Consider the following 21,586-nt stretch of genomic DNA (forward strand, 5'->3'; position numbering starts at 1 on the left):
GACTTGCGGCCCGCATCCCTCGTGGGCGCGGAACCGCGGGCCCGGCCCGCGCATCTGAAGTCTTTTTCTTCTCTCTTCCCTCTGCTGGAGACTCTCTTGTTCATTTCCTCTGCTTTCGCTCAAACCGCGCCCGCAGCCGCCGGTGGTGGCGACATGTTGTCTTCGCTGGGCAGCATGCTGCCGCTGGTGCTGATGTTCGTGGTGCTGTATTTCGTCATGATCCGCCCGCAAATGAAGCGCCAGAAAGAGGCCCGCGCCATGATCGAAGCCCTGGCCAAGGGTGACGAAGTCGCCACGGCCGGCGGCGTGCTCGGCAAGATCACTTCGCTGAACGACCAGTACCTCGGCCTGGAAATCGCCAACGGCGTCGAGATCAAGATCCAGCGCAGCGCGGTGGTCCAGGTGCTGCCCAAGGGCGCCGTCAAGCAATAAAAGCGTGAGCTGAACCTTGCGCTTCAGGGCGCAGGGCCCCAAGTCACGCCGTGTTCCATTTCTGAAACGCTTGTGAAAAGCGCCTTCTCATGAACCGTTACCCGGTCTGGAAGTACACGATCATCGTGATCGTGCTGCTCGTGGGGCTCATCTACGCCCTGCCCAATTTCTTCGGCGAGGCACCCGCGGTACAGGTGTCCGCGGCCAAGACGACCGTCAAGGTCGATGCCGCCACCCAGACCCGGGTCGAGGAGGCGCTGAAGGCGGCCGGCCTGACGCCCGACCTGGTGACGCTGGACGCCGGCTCGCTGCGCGCCCGCTTCACCACCACCGACGACCAGCTCAAGGCGCGTGACGTCGTGCAGCGCGCCCTGGTGCCCGACGCCAGCGACCCGCCCTACACGGTGGCGCTGAACCTGCTGTCGCGTTCGCCCAAGTGGCTCACGTCGCTGCATGCGTTCCCGATGTACCTGGGCCTGGACCTGCGCGGCGGCGTCGACTTCCTGCTGCAGGTCGACATGAAGGGCGCCATCGACAAGAAGGCCGAATCGTTCGCGAGCGACCTGCGCACCACCTTCCGCGACAAGAGCATCCGCGGCACCCAGGTCAGCCGCAACGGCCAGACCGTCGAGGTGACCTTCCGCGACGCGGCCTCGCTGGAGACCGCCAAGCGCCTGATCGTGGACCAGTTCCCCGACCTCAGCACCACCGACACGCAAGACGGCACCAACTGGCGCCTGACCGCCACCATCAAGCCCGAGGCGGCCCGCCGCCTGCAGGACGCCGCGCTCAAGCAGAACATCACGACCCTGCACAACCGGATCAACGAACTCGGCGTGGCCGAGCCGGTGATCCAGCAGCAGGGCCTGGACCGCATCGTCGTGCAGCTGCCCGGCGTGCAGGACACGGCCAAGGCCAAGGAAATCCTGGGCCGCACCGCCACGCTCGAAATGCGCATGGTCGACGAAAGCGCCGAAGGCCGCGCGGCCGAGCTGAGCGGCGCGCCCGTGCCTTTCGGCTCCGAGAAATTCCTCGACCGCGGTGGCCGCCCGGTGATCGTGAAGAAGCAGGTGCTCGTCACCGGCGAGAACCTCACCGACGCCCAGCCCGGCTTCGACCAGCAGAGCAACCAGCCCAAGGTCGACCTGACCATGGACGCCAAGGGCGGTCGCATCATGCGCGACGTCAGCCGCGAGAACTACAAGAAGCGCATGGCCATGCTGATCTTCGAGAAGGGCAAGGGCGAAGTGCTCACGGCCCCGTCGATCAACGGCGAGCTGGGCAACCGCTTCCAGGTCTCGGGCTCGATGACGGTGGCCGAAGCGAGCGACCTCGCGCTGCTGCTGCGCGCCGGCTCGCTGGCCGCGCCCATGGAGATCATCCAGGAGCGGACCATCGGCCCGACGCTCGGCGCCGACAACATCGAAAAAGGCTTCAAGAGCGTGATGTACGGCTTCCTGGCCATCATGGTCTTCATGTGTGCCTACTACGCGCTGTTCGGCCTGTTCTCGTCGATCGCGCTGGCCGTGAACCTGATGCTGCTGGTCGCCATTCTGTCGATGCTGCAGGCCACGCTCACGCTGCCCGGCATCGCGGCCATGGCGCTGGCCATCGGCGTGGCCATCGACTCCAACGTGCTGATCAACGAGCGCGTGCGCGAGGAGCTGCGCAACGGCGCCTCGCCGCAGGCCGCCATCCACGCGGGCTACGACCGCGCCTGGGGCACGATTCTCGACTCCAACGTGACCACGCTGATTGCCGGTATTGCGCTGCTGGCCTTCGGCTCGGGCCCGGTGCGCGGCTTCGCGGTGGTGCACTGCATCGGCATCGTCACCTCGATGTTCTCCGCCGTGTTCTTCTCGCGTGGCCTCGTGAACTTCTGGTACGGCCAGAAGAAGAAGCTCAAGTCTGTGTCGATCGGCACCGTCTGGCGGCCCAAGACCGACGGCACGGCCGTGGTCGACACCAAGTAACGGCCGAGGACCATCGCCATGGAATTCTTCCGCATCCACAAGACCATCCCGTTCATGCGCCATGCCCTGGTGCTGAACATCATTTCCTTCGCAACCTTTGCGCTGGCGCTGTTCTTCCTGTTCCACCGCGGGCTGCACCTGTCGGTGGAGTTCACCGGCGGCACGGTGATGGAAGTGGCCTACGAGCAATCGGCCGACATCGGCAAGGTGCGCGAGGCCGTCACCAAGCTCGGCTATCCCGAAGTGCAGGTGCAGAACTACGGCACCTCGCGCGACGTGCAGATCCGCCTGCCCACCCAGAAGGGCATGAGCTCCGACCAGCAGAGCGCGCAGGTCATGCAGGCGCTGAAGTCGGTCGACCCGTCGGCCACGCAGCGCGGCATCGAGGTCGTCGGGCCGCAGGTCGGCGACGAGCTGACCTCCAACGGCATCAAGGCGCTGGCCATGGTGGTGATCGGCATCATGATCTACCTGGCGTTCCGCTTTGAATGGAAGTTCGCGCTGTCCACCGTGCTGGCCAACCTGCACGACGTGGTGATCATCCTGGGCTTCTTCGCCTTCTTCCAGTGGGAGTTCTCGCTGGCGGTGCTGGCGGCGGTGCTCGCGGTGCTGGGCTACTCGGTGAACGAGTCGGTCGTGATCTTCGACCGCGTGCGCGAGAACTTCCGTCGTTACCGCAAGATGACGACCACCGAAGTCATCGACAACGCGATCACCTCGACCATCAGCCGCACGATCATCACCCACGGCTCCACGCAGCTCGTGGTGCTGTCGATGTTCTTCTTCGGCGGCCCGACGCTGCACTACTTTGCGCTGGCGCTGACCATCGGCATCTGCTTCGGCATCTACTCGTCGTGCTTCGTGGCCGCCGCGATCGCGATGTGGCTGGGCGTGAAGCGCGAGGACCTGATCAAGGGCCCGCCGGTCAAGCGCGACGGCGACTCCGGCGGCGACGACCCGAACGCCGGCGCCGTCGTCTGAGGGATACTTCGGCGCCAGCTTCGCGTCACCCGCACTTGTGCGGTGGCGCATCCCGATGCAAGCTCGGGGCTGTCGCCGATGAACCGTTCTCTCCGGCCTTTCCGATCCATCAATGAGCACTGCGCGGTCCGCTTCTTCCCTGCAGCTCGCACGCGAGGCGCGTGAGCGTTTCGTGGCGGCCACGGAAGGTGCGATCGCTCCGCTGGCCCAGGCCATCCGCGACCGGCTGACCGCGGTGGCCTCCGATGTCGGCAGCGCGCGCACCATGCAGGAAAGCCGCGACGACCTCGTGGCGTTCCAGGGGCATGCCTCGCAGTGGGTGTCGCTGGCGCAGACCGGCTGGCGCAAGGCGCTGGGCACGGGCCCGGCGGGCGGCACCTCGTCGGCCCCCGCGGCGCTGCGGCTGGAGCTCATCGGCGACGAGGTGGTCGAGAGCAACATCCTCGCCTCGCGCCTCGCGCAGACCATCCACGACAAGGCCAGCTTCGAACTCAGCGACCTGCGCCTGCGCATCCAGCACCTCGAAGGCACGCACGAGCTCGATGCCCGGGACGTGCTGAAACCCGAGACGCTGGCCAAGCTGCTGGTGGAACAGTGGCTGGCTGCCGGCCTGAGCCGCGAGGCCTGGGGCCGCGTGCAGGGCACGGCGCAGCAGGCCCTGGCGGACGTGGTCGTGAAGGCCTACGAAAGCGCCAACGCCTTCCTGATCGCGCAGGGCGTGATGCCCGAAATCGACCTCAAGAGCTTCGTGCGCCGCACGGGCGATTCGGGCGGCGGCCCGTCGTCCATGGGCATGCCGGTGTCGTCGAGCATGCCGATGGGGCAGGGGTCGTCGGCGGGTGCGGCCGTGCCGCACGGCCAGCAGCAGTCACAGCAGCCACAGCGTCCGGGTTTCGCTTTCCAGGCCTCGCATGCGGCGTCCGTGCCGTCGTCGGGGCCGGCCTCCAGCTCGATGATGGGCAGCTCGCCGCTCGCCTTCGCCCGGCAGCGCGCGCAGACCGCGCTGCTGAGCCTCAAGCGCTTTGTCGCCGCGCGCATCGGCGGCGAGGCCGGCGCCTCGCAACCGGGCGGGGGCACGACCGGCACCGGCGGCGGCGTGGCCGCGCCCCGCGTGTTTTCACGCACCTTTGCCGGCGCCATCGCCGATGCCGAGGTCGCCTACCGCATGGCGGCCACGCAGTACATCGACGGCGGCGGCGAGCAGGCCACGCTGATCCAGCAGACCGCCGTCGACCTGCGCCGGCGCACCGCCGAGCTCAAGAAGCGCGCGCCCACCACGGCCGACAAGGCCACGGTCGAGATCGTGGCGCTGATGTTCCAGGCGATCCTCGCGGAAGAGCGCATTCCGTTCTCCGCCCGCGTGTGGTTCGCGCGGCTGCAGATGCCCGTGCTGCGCGTGGCCATCGCCGAGCCCGAATTCTTCGGCACCCTGCAGCACCCCGCGCGCATGCTGATCGACCGCATGGGCTCCTGCGTGATGGGCTTCGACGCCGCCGCCATCACCGGCAGCGCGCTCGAGAACGAGATCAAGCGCGTGGTGCAGGTGATCGAGCAGTACCCCGAAACCGGCCAGCGCGTGTTCAAGCTGGTGTTCGACGAGTTCGTCGCTTTCCTCAGCCGCTACCTCACGCAGAGTGACGCCACGCAGCGCGTCATGAGCGTGGCGCAGCAGGTCGAGCAGAAGGAGACGATGGCGATCCAGTACACCATCGAGTTGCGCAAGATGCTCAACGACATGCCGGTGCGCGACGAGATCCGCGAGTTCCTGTTCAAGGTCTGGGCCGAGGTGCTGGCCATCGCCGCGCTGCGCTACGGCGCGCAGGGCGAGCACACCGTGATGCTCAAGCGCGTGGCCTCCGAGCTGGTCTGGGCCGCGAGCGCCAAGCCCAACCGCGCCGACCGCGCCCGCGTGATTCAAGACCTGCCGCAGCTGCTGCAGCGCCTGCGCCAGGGCATGGACCTGCTGGGGATCGTCGGTGAGCCGCAAGAGGGCCACATCAAGACCATCGGCGCCACGTTGACTGACGCCTTCATGTCGAAGACCGAAGCCATTCCGCAGGCCAAGATCGAGGCCATGGCCGAGCGGCTGGCGCACCTGGAAGACTTCGTGACCGACGACGGCAGCGCGTCCAGCCTGCCGCTGGACGCCCAGAGCATCGAACTGCTGCTCGGCGTGGACGCGACCGCGATCGAGGTCATTTCCGACACCGCCGGCGTCAAGGTGGCCGAAGACATGCTCGCGTGGACCCACGAGCTGCAGGTCGGCAACTGGTTCATGCTGGACCACAACGACCGCGTGACCCAGGTCCAGTTCGTCTGGCGCAGCGACCGCAAGCAGCTGCACCTGTTCGCGTCGGCCGACGGCCGCAGCTTCCTCATCCAGGCTGGGCGCTTGGCGATGTACCTGCAGGCTGGCCTGCTGGTGCCGGCCGAGGAAGAAACGCTCACCGCGCGCGCAACGCGCGAGGCGCTGGCGAAGCTCGATGCGAATCCCGAGCGGCTGCTGAACTAGTCAGCCGCGCGGCTGCTCTCGTCTGTGGGGAAGTGCGCGCAGCTCGGAGGCGAGCTCAGTGTGCCGTACGGCCTTCGCGGCTCTCGCAAAGCTCGTCGAGCACGAGTGCGTCGGGCTCGATGCCCGTGCTCCAGTGCACCATCAGCACGATGATCTTGAGTTCGTCCAATGCCACCGGGTCGCCCGGCGCGGCCATCGCGCGCTCGACGACGATCTCGCGCAGGCCGCAAGGCAGCACGTTCGAGAGTTCGAGAAAGCGGATGAAGCCCAGGCACTCGGCGCCGAGGTGTTCCTGCTCCGACGGCGAGTACACGCGCATCGACTGGCTCGACTGGGGCAGCGCCGCATCGGGCGCGCCGCCCAGCGTGACGCGGGCAGTGGTGATGGCGTTGTCGTCATCGCCTTCACTGGCCTGGTGTTCAAACTGCAGGCCTTGCGTGGCAAGGCTCAGGCCATCGAGCCACTGCAGGGCGTCGCGAATTTCGTCCGCCTCGAAGCCGTGCGCACTGAGCTTGCGGCCCAGCTGTTCGGGTTCGGGGCAGGCATCGCCGCGCCAGTAGTTTTCATACACAAACACGAGCACTTCGAACATGGGTCCAATATAGCCGAGGAATCTGTCGTGTGTCCCCAGGCTTTCGTGCACTTCGTGCGTCAGCCGACGGCTGCTCTTTGAAACAGGCCGCCGGGCAACCGCGAGACATGCCCGTCGAGTTCAAGCTCGAGCATCTTCGCCTGCAGCTGGGCCGCACTCCAGCCGGTGCGTGCGCTCAACGCATCGAGGCTCACCGGGTCGAAGCCAAGGGCATCGAGCAGTGGGTGTTCCGGGGCCGGCGAAGGCGTGTCGCTGGCAACCGTGCGAGCGGCTGGCGCCAGCGGCGGCAGCTCTTCGAGGATGTCGTTCACCGACTCGACCAGCTTCGCGCCCTGGCGGATCAGCGCGTGGCAGCCGCGCGATTGCGGCGAGTGGATCGAGCCCGGGATCGCGAACACTTCCTTGCCCTGTTCCGACGTGAGCCGCGCGGTGATGAGCGAGCCCGACGCCAGCGCAGCCTCGACCACCAGCGTGCCGCGCGCCAGGCCCGCGATCAGGCGGTTGCGCTTGGGAAAGTTCTGCGTGAGCGGCGGCGTGCCCAGCGGCAGCTCGCTCACGATCAGTCCCTGCAGCGTGATGCGGTGCGCCAGGTCGCGGTGGCGCGCGGGGTACACGCGGTCCAGGCCGGTGCCGACCACGGCCACCGTGGCGAGCACCGGGGCGTCGCCGGCCGCGTCGAGCGCGCCCAGGTGCGCCGCGCCGTCGATGCCGAGCGCCAGCCCCGAGACCACGGGCAGGCCCGCTTCGCCCAGCGCCCGTGCGAAGGCGCGCGCATGGCTGGCGCCTTGCGGCGTCGGGTTGCGGCTGCCGACCACGGCGAGGCTGCGGCCGATTTGCGTGAGGTCGAAGGCGGCGGCGCCGAGCACGTAGAGCATCAGCGGCGGGTCGACCATCTCGAGCAGCGAGCCCGGGTAGCCGGCGTCGCCGAGCGTCACGACGCGGCGCGTGATGGCGCCGCCGGTGGGGTCGTCCGCGGGGTGCAGCCATTGCCAGGTCTGGTCGACCTGCGCCTGCAGGCCGGAGGGCGGCTGCTTGAGCGCGGCGGCCTGGGCGGTGCTGACGACTTCGCCCAGCGTTGCCTCGGGCTGCGCGAAGATCGCGTCAGGCAGTCCGAAGGCCGCGAGCAGGCGGCGTGCGGCGCCGTCGCCGACGCCTGGTGTCAGTGAAAGTCGCAGCCAGCCTGCGAGTTCTGCGCGTTCCAAACGAGTGTGCGAGAAAGAAGCCTCAGGCGCGTGTCAGGGATTGACGAGGAAGTCGCCGGCGCGGGGAGTGTCGTTGATTTCGAGCACGAGTGCGTACGAGACTTTCTCGAAGGTACGGAACACCATCAGCAGGCCGATGCGTTCGTTCGGCAGCTTGATGGTTTCCTTGCGGGCGCCGGTGCGGTCGAGGATGGTCTCGCCGTTCTTCAAGATGGCCAGCACGTGGCCGTTGTCGACGCCGTCGCGCGTGCCCTTGTTGATGGCCACGACCTGGTTCTGCGCCGCGTACTGCACGGCATTGCCGTAGACCGACACGATACGGCCATCCACCTGGGTGGAGGGGGCGCGCGGTGCGTAGCTCAGCAGCTGGCGCGGCGGCTCGGGCAGCAGGCGGTCGCCGGCGCGCATTTCCTCGCGCGACGCAATGATGTCGATGCTGGCCGGCACGACCGTGATGACGTCCTTGTCGCCGGTCGTCTCGATGGTGGTCGATTCGCCGCGCTGCAACTGGGCCTTGCCCAGGTACTGCGCCTCGTAGCCGAGGATTTCGCCGGTGCCGGGGTCTTTCAGCGGCGTGGCGCTGCGGAAGATGCGGTAGTGCTGCACCGGGCCCGGTTTTTCGACCAGCGGCGACTCGGCGTTGCCGCGCGCATAGGCGCGGTCGCCGCGCGACAGCAGCACGCGGCTGTCGTTGCCGGCCACGATGCGCGGCGCGGCGTCGAGCGTGTTGGCGTCGACCACGATGGGTTCGCTGAGGAAGGGCTCGATCAGGCTCGGGTTGAGCGTGGGCAGGGCCATGCCGGCGAGCGAGTCGAAGCGGGTGCGCGGCGACAGCTTGATGGTGCCGCCGTCGACGCCGCCCACGCTGCGGCGGGTGGTCAGGCGGGCGCGGCCGCCGCTCTTGTCCAGGTACAGCACCTGCCCCGGGTAGATGCGGTGCGGGTCCTGGATCTCGTTGATGTTCATGCCCCACAGCTCCGGCCAGCGCCAGGGGCGCAGCAGGTACAGGCGCGAGATGGCCCAGAGCGTGTCACCGGGCTTGACGGTGTACTCGTCGGGCGCCTTCGGCGACAGCTCGCTCAGCGGCACGCCGGCCTGGGCGGTCTGCTGGGCGGTGGCGCGCTGCTGGGGCGTGACCGGGTAGGTCGTCTGCGCCCAGGCCGCCGTGGCGCCGCAACTGCCGGCCACCGCCAGGGCGGCCGTCCAGAAGGCAAAGAAGGTCGGGCGCTGGTGTTCGGTGGAGCTGGGCTGTGTCATGTCTGGATGGGTGAGCGCACGAAGTATCGTGGCGCATACGAATCTCACAATTTGCTACGAATTCTGCGCCCGAAGCCCTTGCAAGGGCAACGTTTTCGCGTCAATGCGCCGCGACGCGTCGCGGAATTGGCGAAAATAGCCACAACTTCCCCCCGATTTCATGGCCAAACGAATCATTCTGAGTTACCCCGACAAGCGCCTGCACACGGTGGCCAAGCCGGTGCAGGGCGTGGACGCGCGCATCAAGACGCTGGTCGCCGACATGCTGGAAACCATGTACGACGCGAGCGGCATCGGCCTGGCCGCGACCCAGATCGACGTGCACGAGCGCGTGGTCGTGATCGACGTCTCCGAAGAGCGCAACGAGCCGATCGTGCTCATCAACCCGGAAATCACCTGGGCCAGCGACGAAAAGGTGCTGAATGAAGAGGGCTGCCTCTCGGTGCCCGGCATCTACGACGGCGTGATGCGTTCCACCTCGGTGAAGGTCCAGGCGCTCGACGCCGACGGCAACACCCACACCATCGAGGCCGACGGCCTGCTGGCTGTGTGCATCCAGCACGAGCTCGACCACCTCATGGGCAAGGTGTTCGTCGAATACCTGTCGCCGCTCAAGCGCAACCGCATCAAGAGCAAGCTCCTCAAGCAGCAGCGCGAGGACATGAAAGAAGCACGGGCATGAGCCACCGGGCTGCGTGGTCCTCGCTGGCCGCCGCCGGACTGCTGTTCCTGGCGGGTTGCGTCAGCGAACCCACGCGCATCCAGCCCGGCACCTCCGCCGCCGAGACCCTGCAGCGCCTGGGCGCGCCCACCGGCCGCTACCCGCTCAACGGCGGCGGCGAGCGCCTGCAGTACTCGCGCATGCCGGCCGGCTTCGAGGTGGTCGACATCGACCTCGACGCGTCCGGCAAGGTCGTCTCGGTGACCCAGGTGCTCACCGAGGCGCGCTTCGACCACGACATCCAGGTCGACCGCTGGCGCCAGAACGAGGTGCTGGCCTTCTACGGCAAGCCCTACGAAATCAGCCGCGTCAGCTCCTTCGACGGCACCGTCTGGACCTGGCGCTACAAGGCCATCAACGAGCGCCGCATGCTCTATATCTACATCGACCCCACCGGCGTGGTGCGCCGGTACCACACGGGGGATGACCTCGAATTCGAACGGATCCGGGATTGAGCGCGTTGAAAGTCGTTTTTGCGGGCACGCCCGAGTTCGCGCGCGTCGCCCTGGAGGCCATTGCCGCCGCCGGCCATGACATCGTCGGCGTGATGAGCCAGCCCGACCGGCCCGCCGGCCGCGGCATGAAGCTGCAGGCCTCGCCCGTCAAGCAGTGCGCCGTGGCCCACAACTGGCCCGTGGCGCAGCCGCGCAGCCTGCGGCTGGACGGCAAGTACCCCGACGAGGCCACCGCCGCGCGCGACACGCTGCTGGCGTGGCAGCCCGACGTGATGGTGGTCGCAGCCTACGGGCTGATCCTGCCGCAGTGGGTGCTCGACCTGCCGGCGCACGGCTGCCTCAACATCCACGCCAGCCTGCTGCCGCGCTGGCGCGGCGCGGCGCCGATCCACCGCGCCATCGAGGCCGGCGACGCACAGACCGGCATCACCATCATGCAGATGGACGCGGGCCTGGACACCGGCGACATGCTGCTGCGCGAGGCGCTCGACATCGCGCCCGGCGAGAACACCGCCCGCCTGCACGACCGCCTGGCCGCGCTCGGCGGGCGCATGGTGGTCGAGGCGCTGGCGCAGATCGGTCAGCTCGTCCGCACGCCGCAGCCCACCGAAGGCATCACCTACGCCCACAAGGTCGAGAAGCACGAAGCGCTGATCGACTGGACGCAGCCGGCCGCGGCCATCGTGCGCCGCGTCCTGGCCTTCGATCCGTTCCCCGGTGCCAACAGTCCGCTCGGCGGCGAGACCGTCAAGCTCTGGGCCGCGCACGTGGCGACCGGCCCTGCAGGCGCCGCCACGCCCGGCACCATCGTCTCGGCCGACGCTACCGGTGTCGCCGTGGCGGCCGCCGATGCGACCGTGGTGCTCACCGAACTGCAGCGCCCGGGCGGCAAGCGCCTGCCCGCGGCCGATTTCCTGCGCGGCTTCGACCTGAAGGCCGGCCAGGTCTTCGGCTGATGTTCCTCTCGCCCACGCTGCGCCGCCAGCCCGAGTTCCGCGCCGGCATGCGCGACATGGCCTCGGCCGCGCTCGGCATCGGCGCCTGGGGCCTGATGACCGGCGTGGCCATGGTCAAGTCGGACATGAGCGTGCTCGAGGCCGTGGCGATGACCCTGTTCGTCTACGCCGGCAGCTCGCAGCTGGCCGCCATTCCGCTGCTGGCCGCGGGCGCGCCGGCCTGGGTGATTCTGGCGACGGGTTTCTGCGTCAACCTGCGCTTCGTGGTGTTCAGCCTGCACCTGCGGCCCTACCTCATGCACATGCCGCGCTGGCGCCGCCTGCTGCACGGCTACCTGACGGCCGACCTGAGCTACGCGCTCTTCACCAAGCAGTACACGGCCCCGCCGACCACGCCCACCGAGCGGCTGTCGCAAGAGGCGTATCTCACCGGCAACTACTTCGTGACCTGGTGCGCGTGGATGGGCATGAGCCTGCTGGGCATCGCGCTGGCCAATTTCATTCCGCAGACCTGGGGCCTGGGCTTTGCCGGCGTGCTGAGCCTGGTGGCCATCGTCTGCTCGATGGCGACGACGCGGCTGCGCGTGCTGGCCGCGCTCATCGCGGGCGCCACGGCGGTCGCGGCCTATGCGCTGCCGCTCAAGCTCAACATCGTGGTCGCGATCGGCGTGGCCGTGCTGCTGTGCTTCTGGCTCGAAAAGCAGTTCGGGCTCGACCCCGACGCGGAGGACGACAAGTGAGCGGCGGCGGCACCGACTGGTGGTCCCTGGCTGTGATCGCGGGCCTCGCCGGCGTCACCGTGCTCACGCGCTGCTTCTTCTTCATCCTCGACCGGCCCTGGGGCCTGCCCGAGTGGGCGCACCGCGCGCTGCACTACGCGCCGGCCGCCGCGCTGGCCGGCGTGATCGCGCCCGAGATCGTGATGACGCAGGGCCACCTGATCACCACGCTGCACGACGCCCGCCTCTACGCGGCGGTCGTCGGCGGCGCCTACTACTTCTGGCGGCGCGGCGTGCTGGGCACGATGCTGGCCGGCATGGCGGTGTACCTGCCCCTGCACCTGGGACTGGGCTGGTAGCCGGGCCGTCGGATCAGTCGAGCTTCACGCCGGCTGCCTGGATGATCTTGCCCCAGCGATCGCTCTCCGCACGCGAGAGCTTGTAGAAGTCCTGCGGCGTGCCGGGCAGCGCCTCGAAGCCGAACTCCGCAAACAGCTTCACCACCTTCGGTGCCTTCATCGCCTTGTGCAGCTCGGTGTTGATGCGCGCCACGGCCTCGGGCGGCATGCCGGCCGGGCCGATCAGGCCGTGGAAGGCGTAGGCGTTGACGTCGCTGAAGCCGGCCTCGACGAAGGTCGGCACCTCGGGCAACGCACCGGCGCGCTGCGGCAGCGCGATGGCCAGCACGCGCACCTTGCCCGACTTGATGATCGGCAGGCCCGAGGCCAGGTCGAGCATCATCGTCGGCACCTGGCCGCCCATCACGTCGGTCATGGCGGGCGCGGCGCCCTTGTACGGCACGTGCGTGATCGTGAGGCCCGCCTTCTGCTTGAACAGCTCCATCGCCATGTGATGCGGCGAGCCGTTGCCGGGCGAGGCGTAGCTCACCTTGTCGGGGTTGGCCTTCACGTAGCGCACGAACTCGGCCACGTTCTTCGCGGGAAAGTCGGGGTGCACGACCAGCGCCACCGGGAAGCGCCCGATGGTGCCGATGTAGGTGAAGTCGGTCGCCGGCTTGTAGGGCAGCTTGGCGAACATGTGCTCGTTGAACAGCAGCGCCGCGTTCTCGGCCTGCATGATCGTGTAGCCGTCGGGCTTGGCCTGCATCATCACCGACACGCCGATGTTGGTCGACGCGCCGGGGCGGTTGTCGATGATCAGCGGCTGGCCGAGTGACGGCTGCATGGCCTCGGCCAGCGAGCGCGCGAGGTTGTCGGTGCCGCCGCCGGCCACGTAGGGCACGATCCATTTCACGGGCTGGCTGGGGTAGGCCGCAGGCTGCGCCGACGCGAAGGATGCGGCGGCGAGCGCGAGGGTCGCGGCCAGCAGGGGAAGGAAGCGTTTCATCGTTTTTGTCTCCGTTGCTTTGTTGAAAAAGGGGGCGGCTCAGGTGCCGCGCAGGACCTGCCAGAGCTCGCGGTCGCGTTCGGCGGTCCACACGACCGGGTGCTCGATGCCGCGCAGCTCGTCGTACGCGCGCGAGACGTCGAAAGGCAGCACGTGCTGGAACACCGGCCAGCCGCCGAAGCGCGGCGTCATGGCCGCCTCGGCGCGCGCGAAGCAGCCCTTGAGCGTCTCGCCCGCGGCAATGCCCGCGCGCACGCTGTCGAGCAGCGTCGAGAGAAAGTCCTTCGTGAGCCCGATCGCCTCGGCGCAGGCGGCGTCGCCCTGCAGCACCGCGCCGCGTCCTGGCACCAGCACGCGCGGTTGCAGCGCGCGCACCGCGTCGAGCGTGCCGGCCCAGTCGCCGATGTAGGCGTCGCCCGCGTACACGCCGCAGTGGTTCTCGACCACGTCGCCCGCAAACAGCACGCCGCTGTCGGGCAGCCAGGCCACGGTGTCGCCGCTCGAATGGCCGCGCCCCAGTGCCATGAGCCGCAGTTCGCGGCCACCGCCCAGCGACAGCGTCATCTCGCGGTCGAAGACCGTGGTCGGGAAGGTCAGGCCCGGGATCTCTTCCACGCCCGCGAACAGGCGCGGGAAGCGGCCCACCTCCGATTCGAAGTCGGCCTGGCCGCGCGTGCGGATCCAGTCGAGCGTGCCGTTGCTGGCGACGATCTCCTGCACCTCGTCGAAGGCGCTCGCGCCCATCACGCGCACCGCGTGGTAGTGGGTGAGCACGATGGTGCGGATCGGCTTGTCGGTCACGCTGCGGATCGCCGCGAGGAAGTCGCGCGCCATGCGCGGCGTGGGGCGGGTGTCGATCAGCACCACCTGCTCTTCGCCGACGACGAAGCCGCAGTTGGGATCGAAGTCGCTGATGTAGCCGTAGGCGCCCGGCGCGAGTTCCTGCAGCCTGGGCTTTTGCTCGCGGGTGTCGGAGGCGGAAGCGAAAGAGACAGTGGCGGTCATGGAGGTGTTGTCGTGGTCGTGGGGATGTCGTCGTCGGCCTCGGCTGCCGCGCGGATGCAGGCGAGCAGCACGGCCTGGTCGGCGCACTGGTTGGCCAGCAGCAGCACGAGGCGGGCGTTGAGGTCGGCGCTCTGCGCCTCGGTGCGGCCTTCGTGCGCGGCCAGCAGCGCGGCGTAGAAGCCGTCGGGGTCGGGGATGCGGGGCTCGGTGATCATGGGGACGAGGGGAGTGCGAGCGCCGTGCGGACGGCAGCGGTGACCGTGTCGGGGGTGGCCTGCACAAGGAGCGCAGCGCGGTAGGCATCGGGGCGCACGAGCACGAAGCCGCCCGTCGCGCCGGGGTCGAGGCCGAGGTGGCGCGCCAGCGTTTCGTCGGCCTGCAAGGTCGGCAGGCCGCTGTCGCCGCCCACGGCCAGCAGGCGCAGCGGCAGTGCGGCCGTGGCATCGCATGCGGCCTGCGCCTGCGCGCGCGTCGGCGCGAACCACAGGCCCAGGCACTGCGTGCCCTCGGCCAGCAGCTGCATCAGCGTGGTCTCGCGCCCGTCGGCCCAATGCAGCGGCAGGTTCTGCACCGTGCGCGCGCCCTCGGGCAACAGCGGCGCGGCGGGGTAGTCGTTGGCGACCGACATGCGGCCCGTGTTGACCAGCGCCCGCGCGAAGGTGTGGCGCTTGGCCAGCGCCACCACGGCGCGGCGCAGCGTGTGCTCGGCCGGCGAGCGCGGCGCGAGAAAGCGCGCGGAGCGGCTCGTGACCGTCAGGTTCTCCTGCGCGGCCGGGCGGCGCTCGGCGTCGTAGCTGTCGAGCAGCGCCTCGTCGGCCTTCCCTTGCGCGACCAGTGCAAGCTTCCAGCCGAGGTTGGCCGCGTCCTGGATGCCGGTGTTGCCGCCGCGCGCGCCGAAGGGGCTCACCACGTGCGCGGCATCGCCGATGAAGCACACGCGGCCGTGGCGGAAGCGCTCCAGCAGGTGGTCGCGGTAGCCGTACGGGCCGATCCACACGAACTCGAACGCCACGTCGGGCCCGAGCTGTTCGCGCAGCCGCGCACCGGCCACCTCGGGGCGGCTGATCTCGGCGGGGTCGCAGTCCTCGGGCATCTGGTAGTCGATGCGCCACACGCCGTCGGCCATCAGGTGCTGCCACACGCCGCGGCCTTCGTTGAAGGGCGCATCGACCCAGGTCCAGCGCTCGGTGGGCAGCGGTTTTTCGAAGCGCACGTCGCTGATGCACCAGCGGTCGGTGCTGCGCGAGGCGTGCGATGCCACGCCGAGCTGCGTGCGGATCGGGCTGTTCGCGCCGGTGGCGTCGATCAGGTGGTCGGCCTCGATCGTGTAGCTGCCGGCGGGCGTCTCGATGTCGATGCGCACGCCGTCGGCGAGCGGCTCGACGTGCGTCACGCGGCTCTTCCAGCGCAGGTCGGTCACGCCGAGTTCGAGGATGCGATCGACCAGGAACCACTCGATGTAGAACTGCTGCAGGTTCACGAAAGGCGGCTGCTTCGAGACGCTCGTGGCCTGCAGGTTGAAGTTGTAGACCTCCTGGTCGTCCGAGAAGGTGCGACCGAACGACCAGGTGACGCCCTTGGCCGCGATGCGCTCGTAGATGCCCAGGCGCTCGAAGATCTCCAGGCTCTTCTGTGCGTAGCAGATGCCGCGCGACGAGGCGCCGCGCACGCCCACGGTGTCGTCCTCGTCGAGCAGCACGGCGCGCACGCCGCGTTGCGCGAGGTCGCAGGCCAGCGTGAGGCCCGAGGGGCCGGCGCCGACGATCACGACCGGGTGGCGCACGATGGTCGTGCCGTTCAGCTCGGGCGGCGGCGTGAAGGGCCAGACCGGCAACTCGTAGGCCGGTGCGAATGCAAAGTTTTCCATGGCTCTTCTACAGCGCGTGCGCGAACTCGGCGATGGCATCGGCCGCCTGCGGGATCAGCTCGGGCTGGCCCGCCAGGTAGTGGTTGCCGCCGACGATGTCGACATTGCGGATGCGCGACCCGCCCGCGGCCATCCACGCATCGCGCGTGCTCGGGAAGGTCGACTGGTCGCCGGTGTAGGTCAGCAGCAGCTTGGGCACCGTGGTGCGCGCGAGGTTGGTGGGCCCGTCGGCCTGCGAGCGCGACGACCACTGCGAGAGGAACGCGGTGAGCGAGGTGGTGCGGCCCATCGCGTTGGCCGAATAGTTCACCTGCCGCGCATCGCCCCAGACGCTGCCGGGCAGGCGCGCGTTCGCATCGAGCGACAGGTCGACGCAGCGCGGATCGGCGTGCGTGCGGTAGACGACGAAGGTCTGGTCGCGCGGCGCGCCGGGTGTGTTGCGCAGCAGCGCGAGGCGCTCGAGGCACCACTGCTCGATGCGGTCCATCCGCGCCTTCTGCGCCGCGCTGAAGCGCGCGAGAAACTCGGCCTCGTAGGGCACGCGGTGGCGCGGGTCGTACATGTCGAGTTCGGGGTCGACCGAGAGCGGGTCGTGCTCGTCGGTGACCGAAGGGTCGATCCAGTCGCGCATGAGCCGCGTGCGGCCCAGGTGCGCGGCGCACAGCGCGAGGCCGTCCACTGGGGGCAGGTCGCTGGCGTGCAGGTGCGTCGGGTCGCCGTCGGGCAGGTGCGTGGCCGTGAGCTGCTCGGCCTGCGCCTGGTAGAAGGCCGAGAGCGCCGCGCCGCCCGAGTTGCCGACCAGGAACACCTTCTCGTAGCCGGCCGCGCGCAGGTACTGCACGCCGGCGCCCAGGTCCTGAATCGCACGCTCCATCAGCAGCACGGTGTCGTTGCCGACGAAGCGCGAGTTCAGGCCCATGCAGCAGATGCCGCGCTCGGCCAGCGGGCCGATGAGGTAGTGGCCCATGAAGTTGCTGGTCGGGTGCATCACGATGGCCGCGATCTTTTTCGGCCCCGGCGGCGCGCGGAAGGCACCGTAGATGCGCGGACGCAGCAGCTGCAGGCCCGACTGGCTGTCCATGGCCGCGCCGGGCTTCACGTCGATGACGGCAAGTTGCAGCTCAGACATGCGACGCGCCTTTCGCTGCGCGAAGCGCCGCCTTGCGCGCGGTCCACGCGTCGAGGTCGGCATGGGCATGGCGCGCGTGCGCGTCCATCTCGGCCTGCGGCACGGTCGGCGTGGTCAGTTCCACGCGGATGCCATTGGGATCGAAGAAGTAGATCGACTCGATGATGTGGTGGTCGGTCACGCCCAGCACCTCGATGCCCGCGCCTTCGAGCCGCGCCTTGGCGGCGAGCAGGTCGGCCACCGAGTCGACGCGCAGCGCGATGTGGTTCACCCACGAAGGCGTGTTGGGCGAGGGCAGCGCGGCGGTGTCGTCGCCCAGGTCGAAGAAGGCGATGTACGCGCCGTCGCGCATCTGGAAAAAGATGTGCACGTAGGGGCAGTACTCGCCCGTGCTCGGCACGTGGTCGTTCTTGATGACGTGGGCCAGCGGCAGGCCCAGCAGGTCTTCGTAGAAGTGGCGGGTTTCCTCGCTGTCGCGGCAGCGCCAGGCGAAATGGTGCAGCCCGCGAATGGGGGGCGCGGACGTGGGGGCGGTCGTCGTCGGCATGCGTGTCTCCGTTGAGGCCGCGATTGGGCAATGCCGCGTCTTATGATGCAATCGAAATTAATTCATCGATTGATGAAATAACCATATATATGAACCTCACCCTGCGCCAGCTGCGCGCCTTCGCCGCCGTGGCCGAAACCGGCAGCTTCACCACCGCCGCCGGGCAGCTGCACCTCACGCAGTCGGCGCTCAGCGTGCTGGTGCGCGAGCTCGAGCGCGAGATGGGCGTGCAGCTGCTCGACCGCAACACGCGGCGCGTGCAGCTGTCGGAGGCGGGGCGCGAGTTCCTGCCGTCGGTGCACCGGCTGCTCGGCGACTTGACGAGTGCGGTCGCGGGCGTGACCGATTTGCGTGACAAGAAGAAAGGGCTGTTGCGGCTCGCAGCGCCGCAGCTCATGGCCTGCACGCTGATGCCGCGCGTGATCGCCGCCTACCGCGAGGCGTACCCCGACGTGGACGTGCGCCTGGCCGACACGCTGCCCGAGCACCTGCTGCTGGGCGTGGCGGCCGGCGACGTCGAGCTGGCCGTGGGCCAGGACGTGGCGGTGGACGCCGCCGCCATCGAGCGCCGCACGCTGTTCCGCGACCGCCACTGGCTGATCTGCCCGCCCGGCCACGCCTTTGCCAAGCGCCGCAAGGTGCGCTGGCACGAGCTGGGGCCCTACACCTTCATCGCGCCCACGCGCGACTTCCGCCAGCGCGTATTGCCCGAGCTGGGGGCCGAGGAGCGTGCGTTCCTGATGCGGCCGGGCACGCAGGAGGTGTCGTACATGACCACCGCGCTGGGCATGGTGGCCTCGGGGCTGGGGCTGACCGTGTGCCCGACCTACTCGGCGTCGCTGGTGCGCGCGCACGGGCTGCAGATGGTGCGGCTCGAGTCGCCCGACTTCCACCGCGAGGTCTGCGTGTACAGCGCGGCGCGGCGTTCGCTGTCGCCCGCGGCGGCGAGCTTCGTCGGCATCCTGGAGCAGTTCGCGGCCGCGCAGTCGAAGGCCTGAAAAAGCATCACCGCCCCGCAAGAGACGCGCAGGGGTGCCGGAGGGCGAAAACTACAATGCGGGCAGTCCCGTCTTTCACCATCCTCAGACCCATGAACGTCATTCGATTCACCGACCTCTGTGCGCAAGGCAAGGCCGCCGGCCAGCGCGTCTTCATCCGTGCCGACCTCAACGTGCCGCAAGACGACGCCGGCCGCATCACCGAAGACACGCGCATCCGCGCTTCGGTGCCCTGCATCCAGCTGGCGCTCGACGCCGGCGCGGCCGTGATGGTCACCTCGCACCTGGGCCGCCCGACCGAAGGCGAGTTCAAGCCCGAAGACTCGCTGGCGCCCGTCGCCCAGCGCCTGGGCGAGCTGCTGGGCCGTGAGGTTCCGCTGGTGGCCAACTGGGTCGACGGCGTCGACGTCAAGCCCGGCCAGGTCGTGCTGCTGGAGAACTGCCGCGTCAACAAGGGCGAGAAGAAGAACGACGAAGCGCTGGCCCGCAAGCTGGCCGCGCTCACCGACATCTACGTGAACGACGCCTTCGGCACCGCCCACCGCGCCGAAGCCACCACCTACGGCATCGCCCAGTTCGCCAAGGTGGCCGCGGCCGGCCCGCTGCTGGCGGCCGAGATCGACGCCATCACCAAGGCGCTGGCCCAGCCCAAGCGCCCGCTGGTCGCCATCGTGGCGGGCTCGAAGGTCAGCACCAAGCTCACCATCCTCAAGAGCCTGTCGGCCAACGTCGACCAGCTGATCGTCGGCGGCGGCATCGCCAACACCTTCATGCTGGCCGCGGGCCTTTCGATCGGCAAGTCGCTGGCCGAGCCCGACCTGCTCGACCAGGCCAAGGCCGTCATCGACGCCATGCGCGCGCGCGGCGCCGACGTGCCGATCCCGGTCGATGTGGTCACGGCCAAGACCTTCGCGGCCGACGCGCCCGCCACCGTCAAGGCCGCCACCGACGTGGCCGAGGACGACCTGATCCTGGACATCGGCCCGAAGACCTCGGCCATCCTGGCCGCGCAGCTGCGCGAAGCCGGCACCATCGTCTGGAACGGCCCCGTGGGCGTGTTCGAGTTCGACGCCTTCGCGGGCGGCACGAAGGCCATCGCGCAAGCCATTGCCGAAAGCAGCGCCTTCTCGATCGCCGGCGGCGGCGACACCCTGGCGGCCATCGCCAAGTACGGCATCGAAAAGCAGGTCGGTTACATCTCGACCGGCGGCGGTGCCTTCCTCGAGGTGCTGGAGGGCAAGACCCTGCCGGCCTTCGAGATCCTGGCCAAGCGCGCGGCCGGCTGATTCCGGCGGCGGTCCGGCCACGGGAGGGAAATCCCCCGTGGCGACTGACTTCCGTTCGACACACAAAGTGTATACAGTAGCGAATACAAAACGGAGACCCCCTTCATGAGCTCGGACCGCATCCCCCGCCACGCCACCAAGATCGTCGCCACCCTCGGCCCCGCCTCCAGCACGCCGGAATTGCTGGAACAGATGATCCTGGCCAAGGTCAGCGTGGTGCGGCTGAACTTCAGCCACGGTACGGCGCAGGACCACATCGACCGAGCCACCATGGTGCGTGAGGCGGCCCGCAAGGCTGGCCGCGAAGTGGCCATCATGGCCGACCTGCAGGGCCCCAAAATCCGCGTCGGCAAGTTCGCGCAGGGCAAGATCTGGCTGGAGCCGGGCGCCAAGTTCGTGCTCGACGCCTCGCGCACCGAGCTGGGCGACGTCGATGCCGTGGGCCTGGACTACAAGGACCTGCCGCGCGACGTGAAGCCCGGCGACAAGCTGCTGCTGAACGACGGCCTGATCGTGCTCACGGTCGACGGCGTCAAGGGCGAAGCGGTGCACACCACCGTCAAGCTGGGCGGCGAGCTGTCGAACAACAAGGGCATCAACAAGCAGGGCGGCGGCCTCACGGCGCCCGCGCTGACGGCCAAGGACATGGAAGACATCAAGACCGCGATGAGCTTCCAGGCCGACTACGTGGCCGTGAGCTTCCCCAAGAACGCCACCGACATGGAAATGGCGCGCCAGCTGTGCAACGTCGCGGCTGCCGAGTACGGCCACAAGCCCGGCATGATCGCCAAGATCGAGCGCGCCGAGGCCATTCCGAAGCTGGAAGAAATCCTGCGCGCCAGCGACGGCATCATGGTCGCCCGCGGCGACCTGGCCGTGGAAGTGGGCAACGCCGCCGTGCCGGCGCTGCAGAAAAAGATGATCCGCATGGCGCGCGACATGGACAAGGTGGTGATCACCGCGACCCAGATGATGGAGTCGATGATCACCAACCCCGTGCCCACCCGCGCCGAGGTGAGCGACGTGGCCAACGCCGTGCTCGACGGCACCGACGCCGTGATGCTCTCCGCCGAAACCGCCTCGGGCCGCTACCCGCTCGAGACCGTGCAGGAAATGAGCCGCATCTGCGAAGCCGCCGAAGCGGCCGAGGACAAGACGCTCGACGCCGACTTCAGCGGCAAGACCTACAGCCGCATCGACCAGTCGATCGCCATGGGCGCGCTGTTCACGGCGCACCACCTGGGCGCCAAGGCCATCGTGGCGCTGACCGAGTCGGGCTCCACCATCCTGTGGATGAGCCGCCACCGCGCGCACATTCCCATGTACGCCCTGACCTCGCGCCTGGCCACGCAGCGCAAGCTGGCGCTGTACCGCAACGTGCGCCCGCTGCTCATGGATTCGGAAAGCGACCGCGACACCGCGCTGCGCCAGGCCGAGAGCCATCTGAAGAAGCGCGGCATCGTGCAAAGCGGCGACGTGTACGCCATCACCTGCGGCGAGCCGATGGGCGCGCCTGGTGGCACCAACATGCTGAAGATCTGCAGGGCGAGCTGAGTTCGTTCGCAGCAAGACAAAGGCCGGCACATGCCGGCCTTTTTCATGGCGCC

At 68.9% G+C, this 21,586-nt stretch carries 21 protein-coding genes; 12 read left to right on the top strand and 9 right to left on the bottom strand.

Annotated elements, in window-relative coordinates; translation table 11 throughout:
- The first annotated feature begins 96 nt into the window (after window positions 1-96).
- From yajC to AC57B8_RS22465, 4 genes are all read left to right on the top strand, one after another.
- A complete protein-coding gene (yajC, locus tag AC57B8_RS22450) occupies window positions 97-432 on the top strand; it encodes a preprotein translocase subunit YajC (RefSeq protein ID WP_062478234.1) in 336 nt (111 codons plus the stop codon).
- Between the two features lie 89 nt (window positions 433-521).
- The gene (gene secD, locus AC57B8_RS22455; protein WP_062478237.1) at window positions 522-2,405 is read left to right on the top strand and encodes a protein translocase subunit SecD; all 1,884 of its coding nucleotides are present in this window, start codon (window positions 522-524) and stop codon (window positions 2,403-2,405) included.
- 18 nt (window positions 2,406-2,423) lie between these two features.
- Window positions 2,424-3,386 (top strand): protein translocase subunit SecF, encoded by a 963-nt coding sequence (gene secF, locus AC57B8_RS22460; protein WP_062478240.1) that lies wholly within the window; start codon window positions 2,424-2,426, stop codon window positions 3,384-3,386.
- Between the two features lie 112 nt (window positions 3,387-3,498).
- Window positions 3,499-5,898, top strand: coding sequence for a DUF1631 family protein (locus AC57B8_RS22465; RefSeq protein WP_496480805.1), 2,400 nt, complete (start codon window positions 3,499-3,501; stop codon window positions 5,896-5,898).
- Window positions 5,899-5,953: 55 nt separating this feature from the next.
- On the opposite strand, the gene AC57B8_RS22470 is transcribed toward AC57B8_RS22465, so the two are convergent.
- Genes AC57B8_RS22470 through AC57B8_RS22480 form a run of 3 tightly spaced genes read right to left on the bottom strand, consistent with a single transcriptional unit; the run spans window position 5,954 to window position 8,949 of the window.
- Window positions 5,954-6,490 carry a Smg family protein gene (locus AC57B8_RS22470; RefSeq protein ID WP_139700756.1) on the bottom strand — a complete coding sequence of 179 codons (537 nt, stop codon included), beginning with the start codon at window positions 6,488-6,490 and terminating at the stop codon, window positions 5,954-5,956.
- A gap of 59 nt (window positions 6,491-6,549) precedes the next feature.
- Complete coding sequence (gene dprA / locus AC57B8_RS22475; RefSeq protein WP_496480806.1) at window positions 6,550-7,692, bottom strand: DNA-processing protein DprA; 1,143 nt, start codon at window positions 7,690-7,692, stop codon at window positions 6,550-6,552.
- 33 nt (window positions 7,693-7,725) lie between these two features.
- The gene (locus AC57B8_RS22480) at window positions 7,726-8,949 is read right to left on the bottom strand and encodes a LysM peptidoglycan-binding domain-containing protein (RefSeq protein ID WP_159279203.1); all 1,224 of its coding nucleotides are present in this window, start codon (window positions 8,947-8,949) and stop codon (window positions 7,726-7,728) included.
- Window positions 8,950-9,109: 160 nt separating this feature from the next.
- On the opposite strand from AC57B8_RS22480, the gene def reads away from it, so the two are divergent.
- From def to AC57B8_RS22505, 5 genes are read left to right on the top strand one after another with little or no spacing between them, the layout of a single operon-like run.
- On the top strand, window positions 9,110-9,631 hold the full coding sequence (gene def, locus AC57B8_RS22485) for a peptide deformylase (protein ID WP_070063231.1): 522 nt from the start codon (window positions 9,110-9,112) through the stop codon (window positions 9,629-9,631).
- Window positions 9,628-10,125: a hypothetical protein gene (locus AC57B8_RS22490; RefSeq protein WP_095950492.1), complete on the top strand. Its 498-nt coding sequence runs from the start codon at window positions 9,628-9,630 to the stop codon at window positions 10,123-10,125. The genes def and AC57B8_RS22490 overlap by 4 nt, the downstream gene beginning before the upstream one ends.
- Window positions 10,122-11,081: a methionyl-tRNA formyltransferase gene (fmt, locus tag AC57B8_RS22495; protein WP_496480807.1), complete on the top strand. Its 960-nt coding sequence runs from the start codon at window positions 10,122-10,124 to the stop codon at window positions 11,079-11,081. Before AC57B8_RS22490 ends, fmt begins: the two co-directional genes overlap by 4 nt.
- Window positions 11,081-11,821, top strand: coding sequence for an AzlC family ABC transporter permease (locus AC57B8_RS22500; protein WP_496480808.1), 741 nt, complete (start codon window positions 11,081-11,083; stop codon window positions 11,819-11,821). The genes fmt and AC57B8_RS22500 overlap by 1 nt, the downstream gene beginning before the upstream one ends.
- Window positions 11,818-12,159: an AzlD domain-containing protein gene (locus AC57B8_RS22505; RefSeq protein ID WP_095747259.1), complete on the top strand. Its 342-nt coding sequence runs from the start codon at window positions 11,818-11,820 to the stop codon at window positions 12,157-12,159. Before AC57B8_RS22500 ends, AC57B8_RS22505 begins: the two co-directional genes overlap by 4 nt.
- A gap of 13 nt (window positions 12,160-12,172) precedes the next feature.
- Here the strand turns inward: AC57B8_RS22505 and AC57B8_RS22510 are convergent, their stop codons facing one another.
- The 6 genes from AC57B8_RS22510 to AC57B8_RS22535 are packed head-to-tail and all read right to left on the bottom strand — an operon-like array spanning window position 12,173 to window position 17,695.
- Complete coding sequence (locus AC57B8_RS22510) at window positions 12,173-13,147, bottom strand: Bug family tripartite tricarboxylate transporter substrate binding protein (RefSeq protein ID WP_496480809.1); 975 nt, start codon at window positions 13,145-13,147, stop codon at window positions 12,173-12,175.
- Between the two features lie 39 nt (window positions 13,148-13,186).
- The gene (locus tag AC57B8_RS22515) at window positions 13,187-14,152 is read right to left on the bottom strand and encodes an MBL fold metallo-hydrolase (RefSeq protein ID WP_496480810.1); all 966 of its coding nucleotides are present in this window, start codon (window positions 14,150-14,152) and stop codon (window positions 13,187-13,189) included.
- Window positions 14,149-14,367, bottom strand: coding sequence for a DUF2783 domain-containing protein (locus tag AC57B8_RS22520; protein ID WP_139700740.1), 219 nt, complete (start codon window positions 14,365-14,367; stop codon window positions 14,149-14,151). Before AC57B8_RS22520 ends, AC57B8_RS22515 begins: the two co-directional genes overlap by 4 nt.
- Window positions 14,364-16,019 carry an FAD-dependent oxidoreductase gene (locus AC57B8_RS22525; protein ID WP_496480811.1) on the bottom strand — a complete coding sequence of 552 codons (1,656 nt, stop codon included), beginning with the start codon at window positions 16,017-16,019 and terminating at the stop codon, window positions 14,364-14,366. Before AC57B8_RS22525 ends, AC57B8_RS22520 begins: the two co-directional genes overlap by 4 nt.
- Window positions 16,020-16,026: 7 nt before the next feature.
- Window positions 16,027-17,148, bottom strand: coding sequence for an alpha/beta hydrolase family protein (locus tag AC57B8_RS22530; protein WP_496480812.1), 1,122 nt, complete (start codon window positions 17,146-17,148; stop codon window positions 16,027-16,029).
- Window positions 17,141-17,695 carry a VOC family protein gene (locus tag AC57B8_RS22535; protein WP_495272717.1) on the bottom strand — a complete coding sequence of 185 codons (555 nt, stop codon included), beginning with the start codon at window positions 17,693-17,695 and terminating at the stop codon, window positions 17,141-17,143. The genes AC57B8_RS22530 and AC57B8_RS22535 overlap by 8 nt, the downstream gene beginning before the upstream one ends.
- Before the next feature lie 89 nt (window positions 17,696-17,784).
- On the opposite strand from AC57B8_RS22535, the gene AC57B8_RS22540 reads away from it, so the two are divergent.
- From AC57B8_RS22540 to pyk, 3 genes are all read left to right on the top strand, one after another.
- Complete coding sequence (locus AC57B8_RS22540) at window positions 17,785-18,693, top strand: LysR family transcriptional regulator (protein ID WP_496480813.1); 909 nt, start codon at window positions 17,785-17,787, stop codon at window positions 18,691-18,693.
- A 92-nt stretch (window positions 18,694-18,785) separates the two neighbouring features.
- Window positions 18,786-19,979 carry a phosphoglycerate kinase gene (locus AC57B8_RS22545; protein WP_390349632.1) on the top strand — a complete coding sequence of 398 codons (1,194 nt, stop codon included), beginning with the start codon at window positions 18,786-18,788 and terminating at the stop codon, window positions 19,977-19,979.
- A gap of 105 nt (window positions 19,980-20,084) precedes the next feature.
- Window positions 20,085-21,533 carry a pyruvate kinase gene (gene pyk / locus AC57B8_RS22550; protein ID WP_062478290.1) on the top strand — a complete coding sequence of 483 codons (1,449 nt, stop codon included), beginning with the start codon at window positions 20,085-20,087 and terminating at the stop codon, window positions 21,531-21,533.
- The last annotated feature ends 53 nt before the right edge of the window (window positions 21,534-21,586 follow it).

It is taken from the genome of Variovorax sp. BGA-UO-ETr-C22 (genome assembly GCF_059567965.1).

Coding starts and splice junctions, on each gene's coding strand:
- secD (WP_062478237.1), top strand. CDS start 522: ATGAACCGTTACCCGGTCTGGAAGTACACGATCATCGTGATCGTGCTG.
- secF (WP_062478240.1), top strand. CDS start 2,424: ATGGAATTCTTCCGCATCCACAAGACCATCCCGTTCATGCGCCATGCC.
- AC57B8_RS22465 (WP_496480805.1), top strand. CDS start 3,499: ATGAGCACTGCGCGGTCCGCTTCTTCCCTGCAGCTCGCACGCGAGGCG.
- AC57B8_RS22470 (WP_139700756.1), bottom strand. CDS start 6,490: ATGTTCGAAGTGCTCGTGTTTGTGTATGAAAACTACTGGCGCGGCGAT.
- AC57B8_RS22480 (WP_159279203.1), bottom strand. CDS start 8,949: ATGACACAGCCCAGCTCCACCGAACACCAGCGCCCGACCTTCTTTGCC.
- def (WP_070063231.1), top strand. CDS start 9,110: ATGGCCAAACGAATCATTCTGAGTTACCCCGACAAGCGCCTGCACACG.
- AC57B8_RS22490 (WP_095950492.1), top strand. CDS start 9,628: ATGAGCCACCGGGCTGCGTGGTCCTCGCTGGCCGCCGCCGGACTGCTG.
- AC57B8_RS22500 (WP_496480808.1), top strand. CDS start 11,081: ATGTTCCTCTCGCCCACGCTGCGCCGCCAGCCCGAGTTCCGCGCCGGC.
- AC57B8_RS22510 (WP_496480809.1), bottom strand. CDS start 13,147: ATGAAACGCTTCCTTCCCCTGCTGGCCGCGACCCTCGCGCTCGCCGCC.
- AC57B8_RS22515 (WP_496480810.1), bottom strand. CDS start 14,152: ATGACCGCCACTGTCTCTTTCGCTTCCGCCTCCGACACCCGCGAGCAA.
- AC57B8_RS22520 (WP_139700740.1), bottom strand. CDS start 14,367: ATGATCACCGAGCCCCGCATCCCCGACCCCGACGGCTTCTACGCCGCG.
- AC57B8_RS22525 (WP_496480811.1), bottom strand. CDS start 16,019: ATGGAAAACTTTGCATTCGCACCGGCCTACGAGTTGCCGGTCTGGCCC.
- AC57B8_RS22530 (WP_496480812.1), bottom strand. CDS start 17,148: ATGTCTGAGCTGCAACTTGCCGTCATCGACGTGAAGCCCGGCGCGGCC.
- AC57B8_RS22535 (WP_495272717.1), bottom strand. CDS start 17,695: ATGCCGACGACGACCGCCCCCACGTCCGCGCCCCCCATTCGCGGGCTG.
- AC57B8_RS22540 (WP_496480813.1), top strand. CDS start 17,785: ATGAACCTCACCCTGCGCCAGCTGCGCGCCTTCGCCGCCGTGGCCGAA.
- AC57B8_RS22545 (WP_390349632.1), top strand. CDS start 18,786: ATGAACGTCATTCGATTCACCGACCTCTGTGCGCAAGGCAAGGCCGCC.
- pyk (WP_062478290.1), top strand. CDS start 20,085: ATGAGCTCGGACCGCATCCCCCGCCACGCCACCAAGATCGTCGCCACC.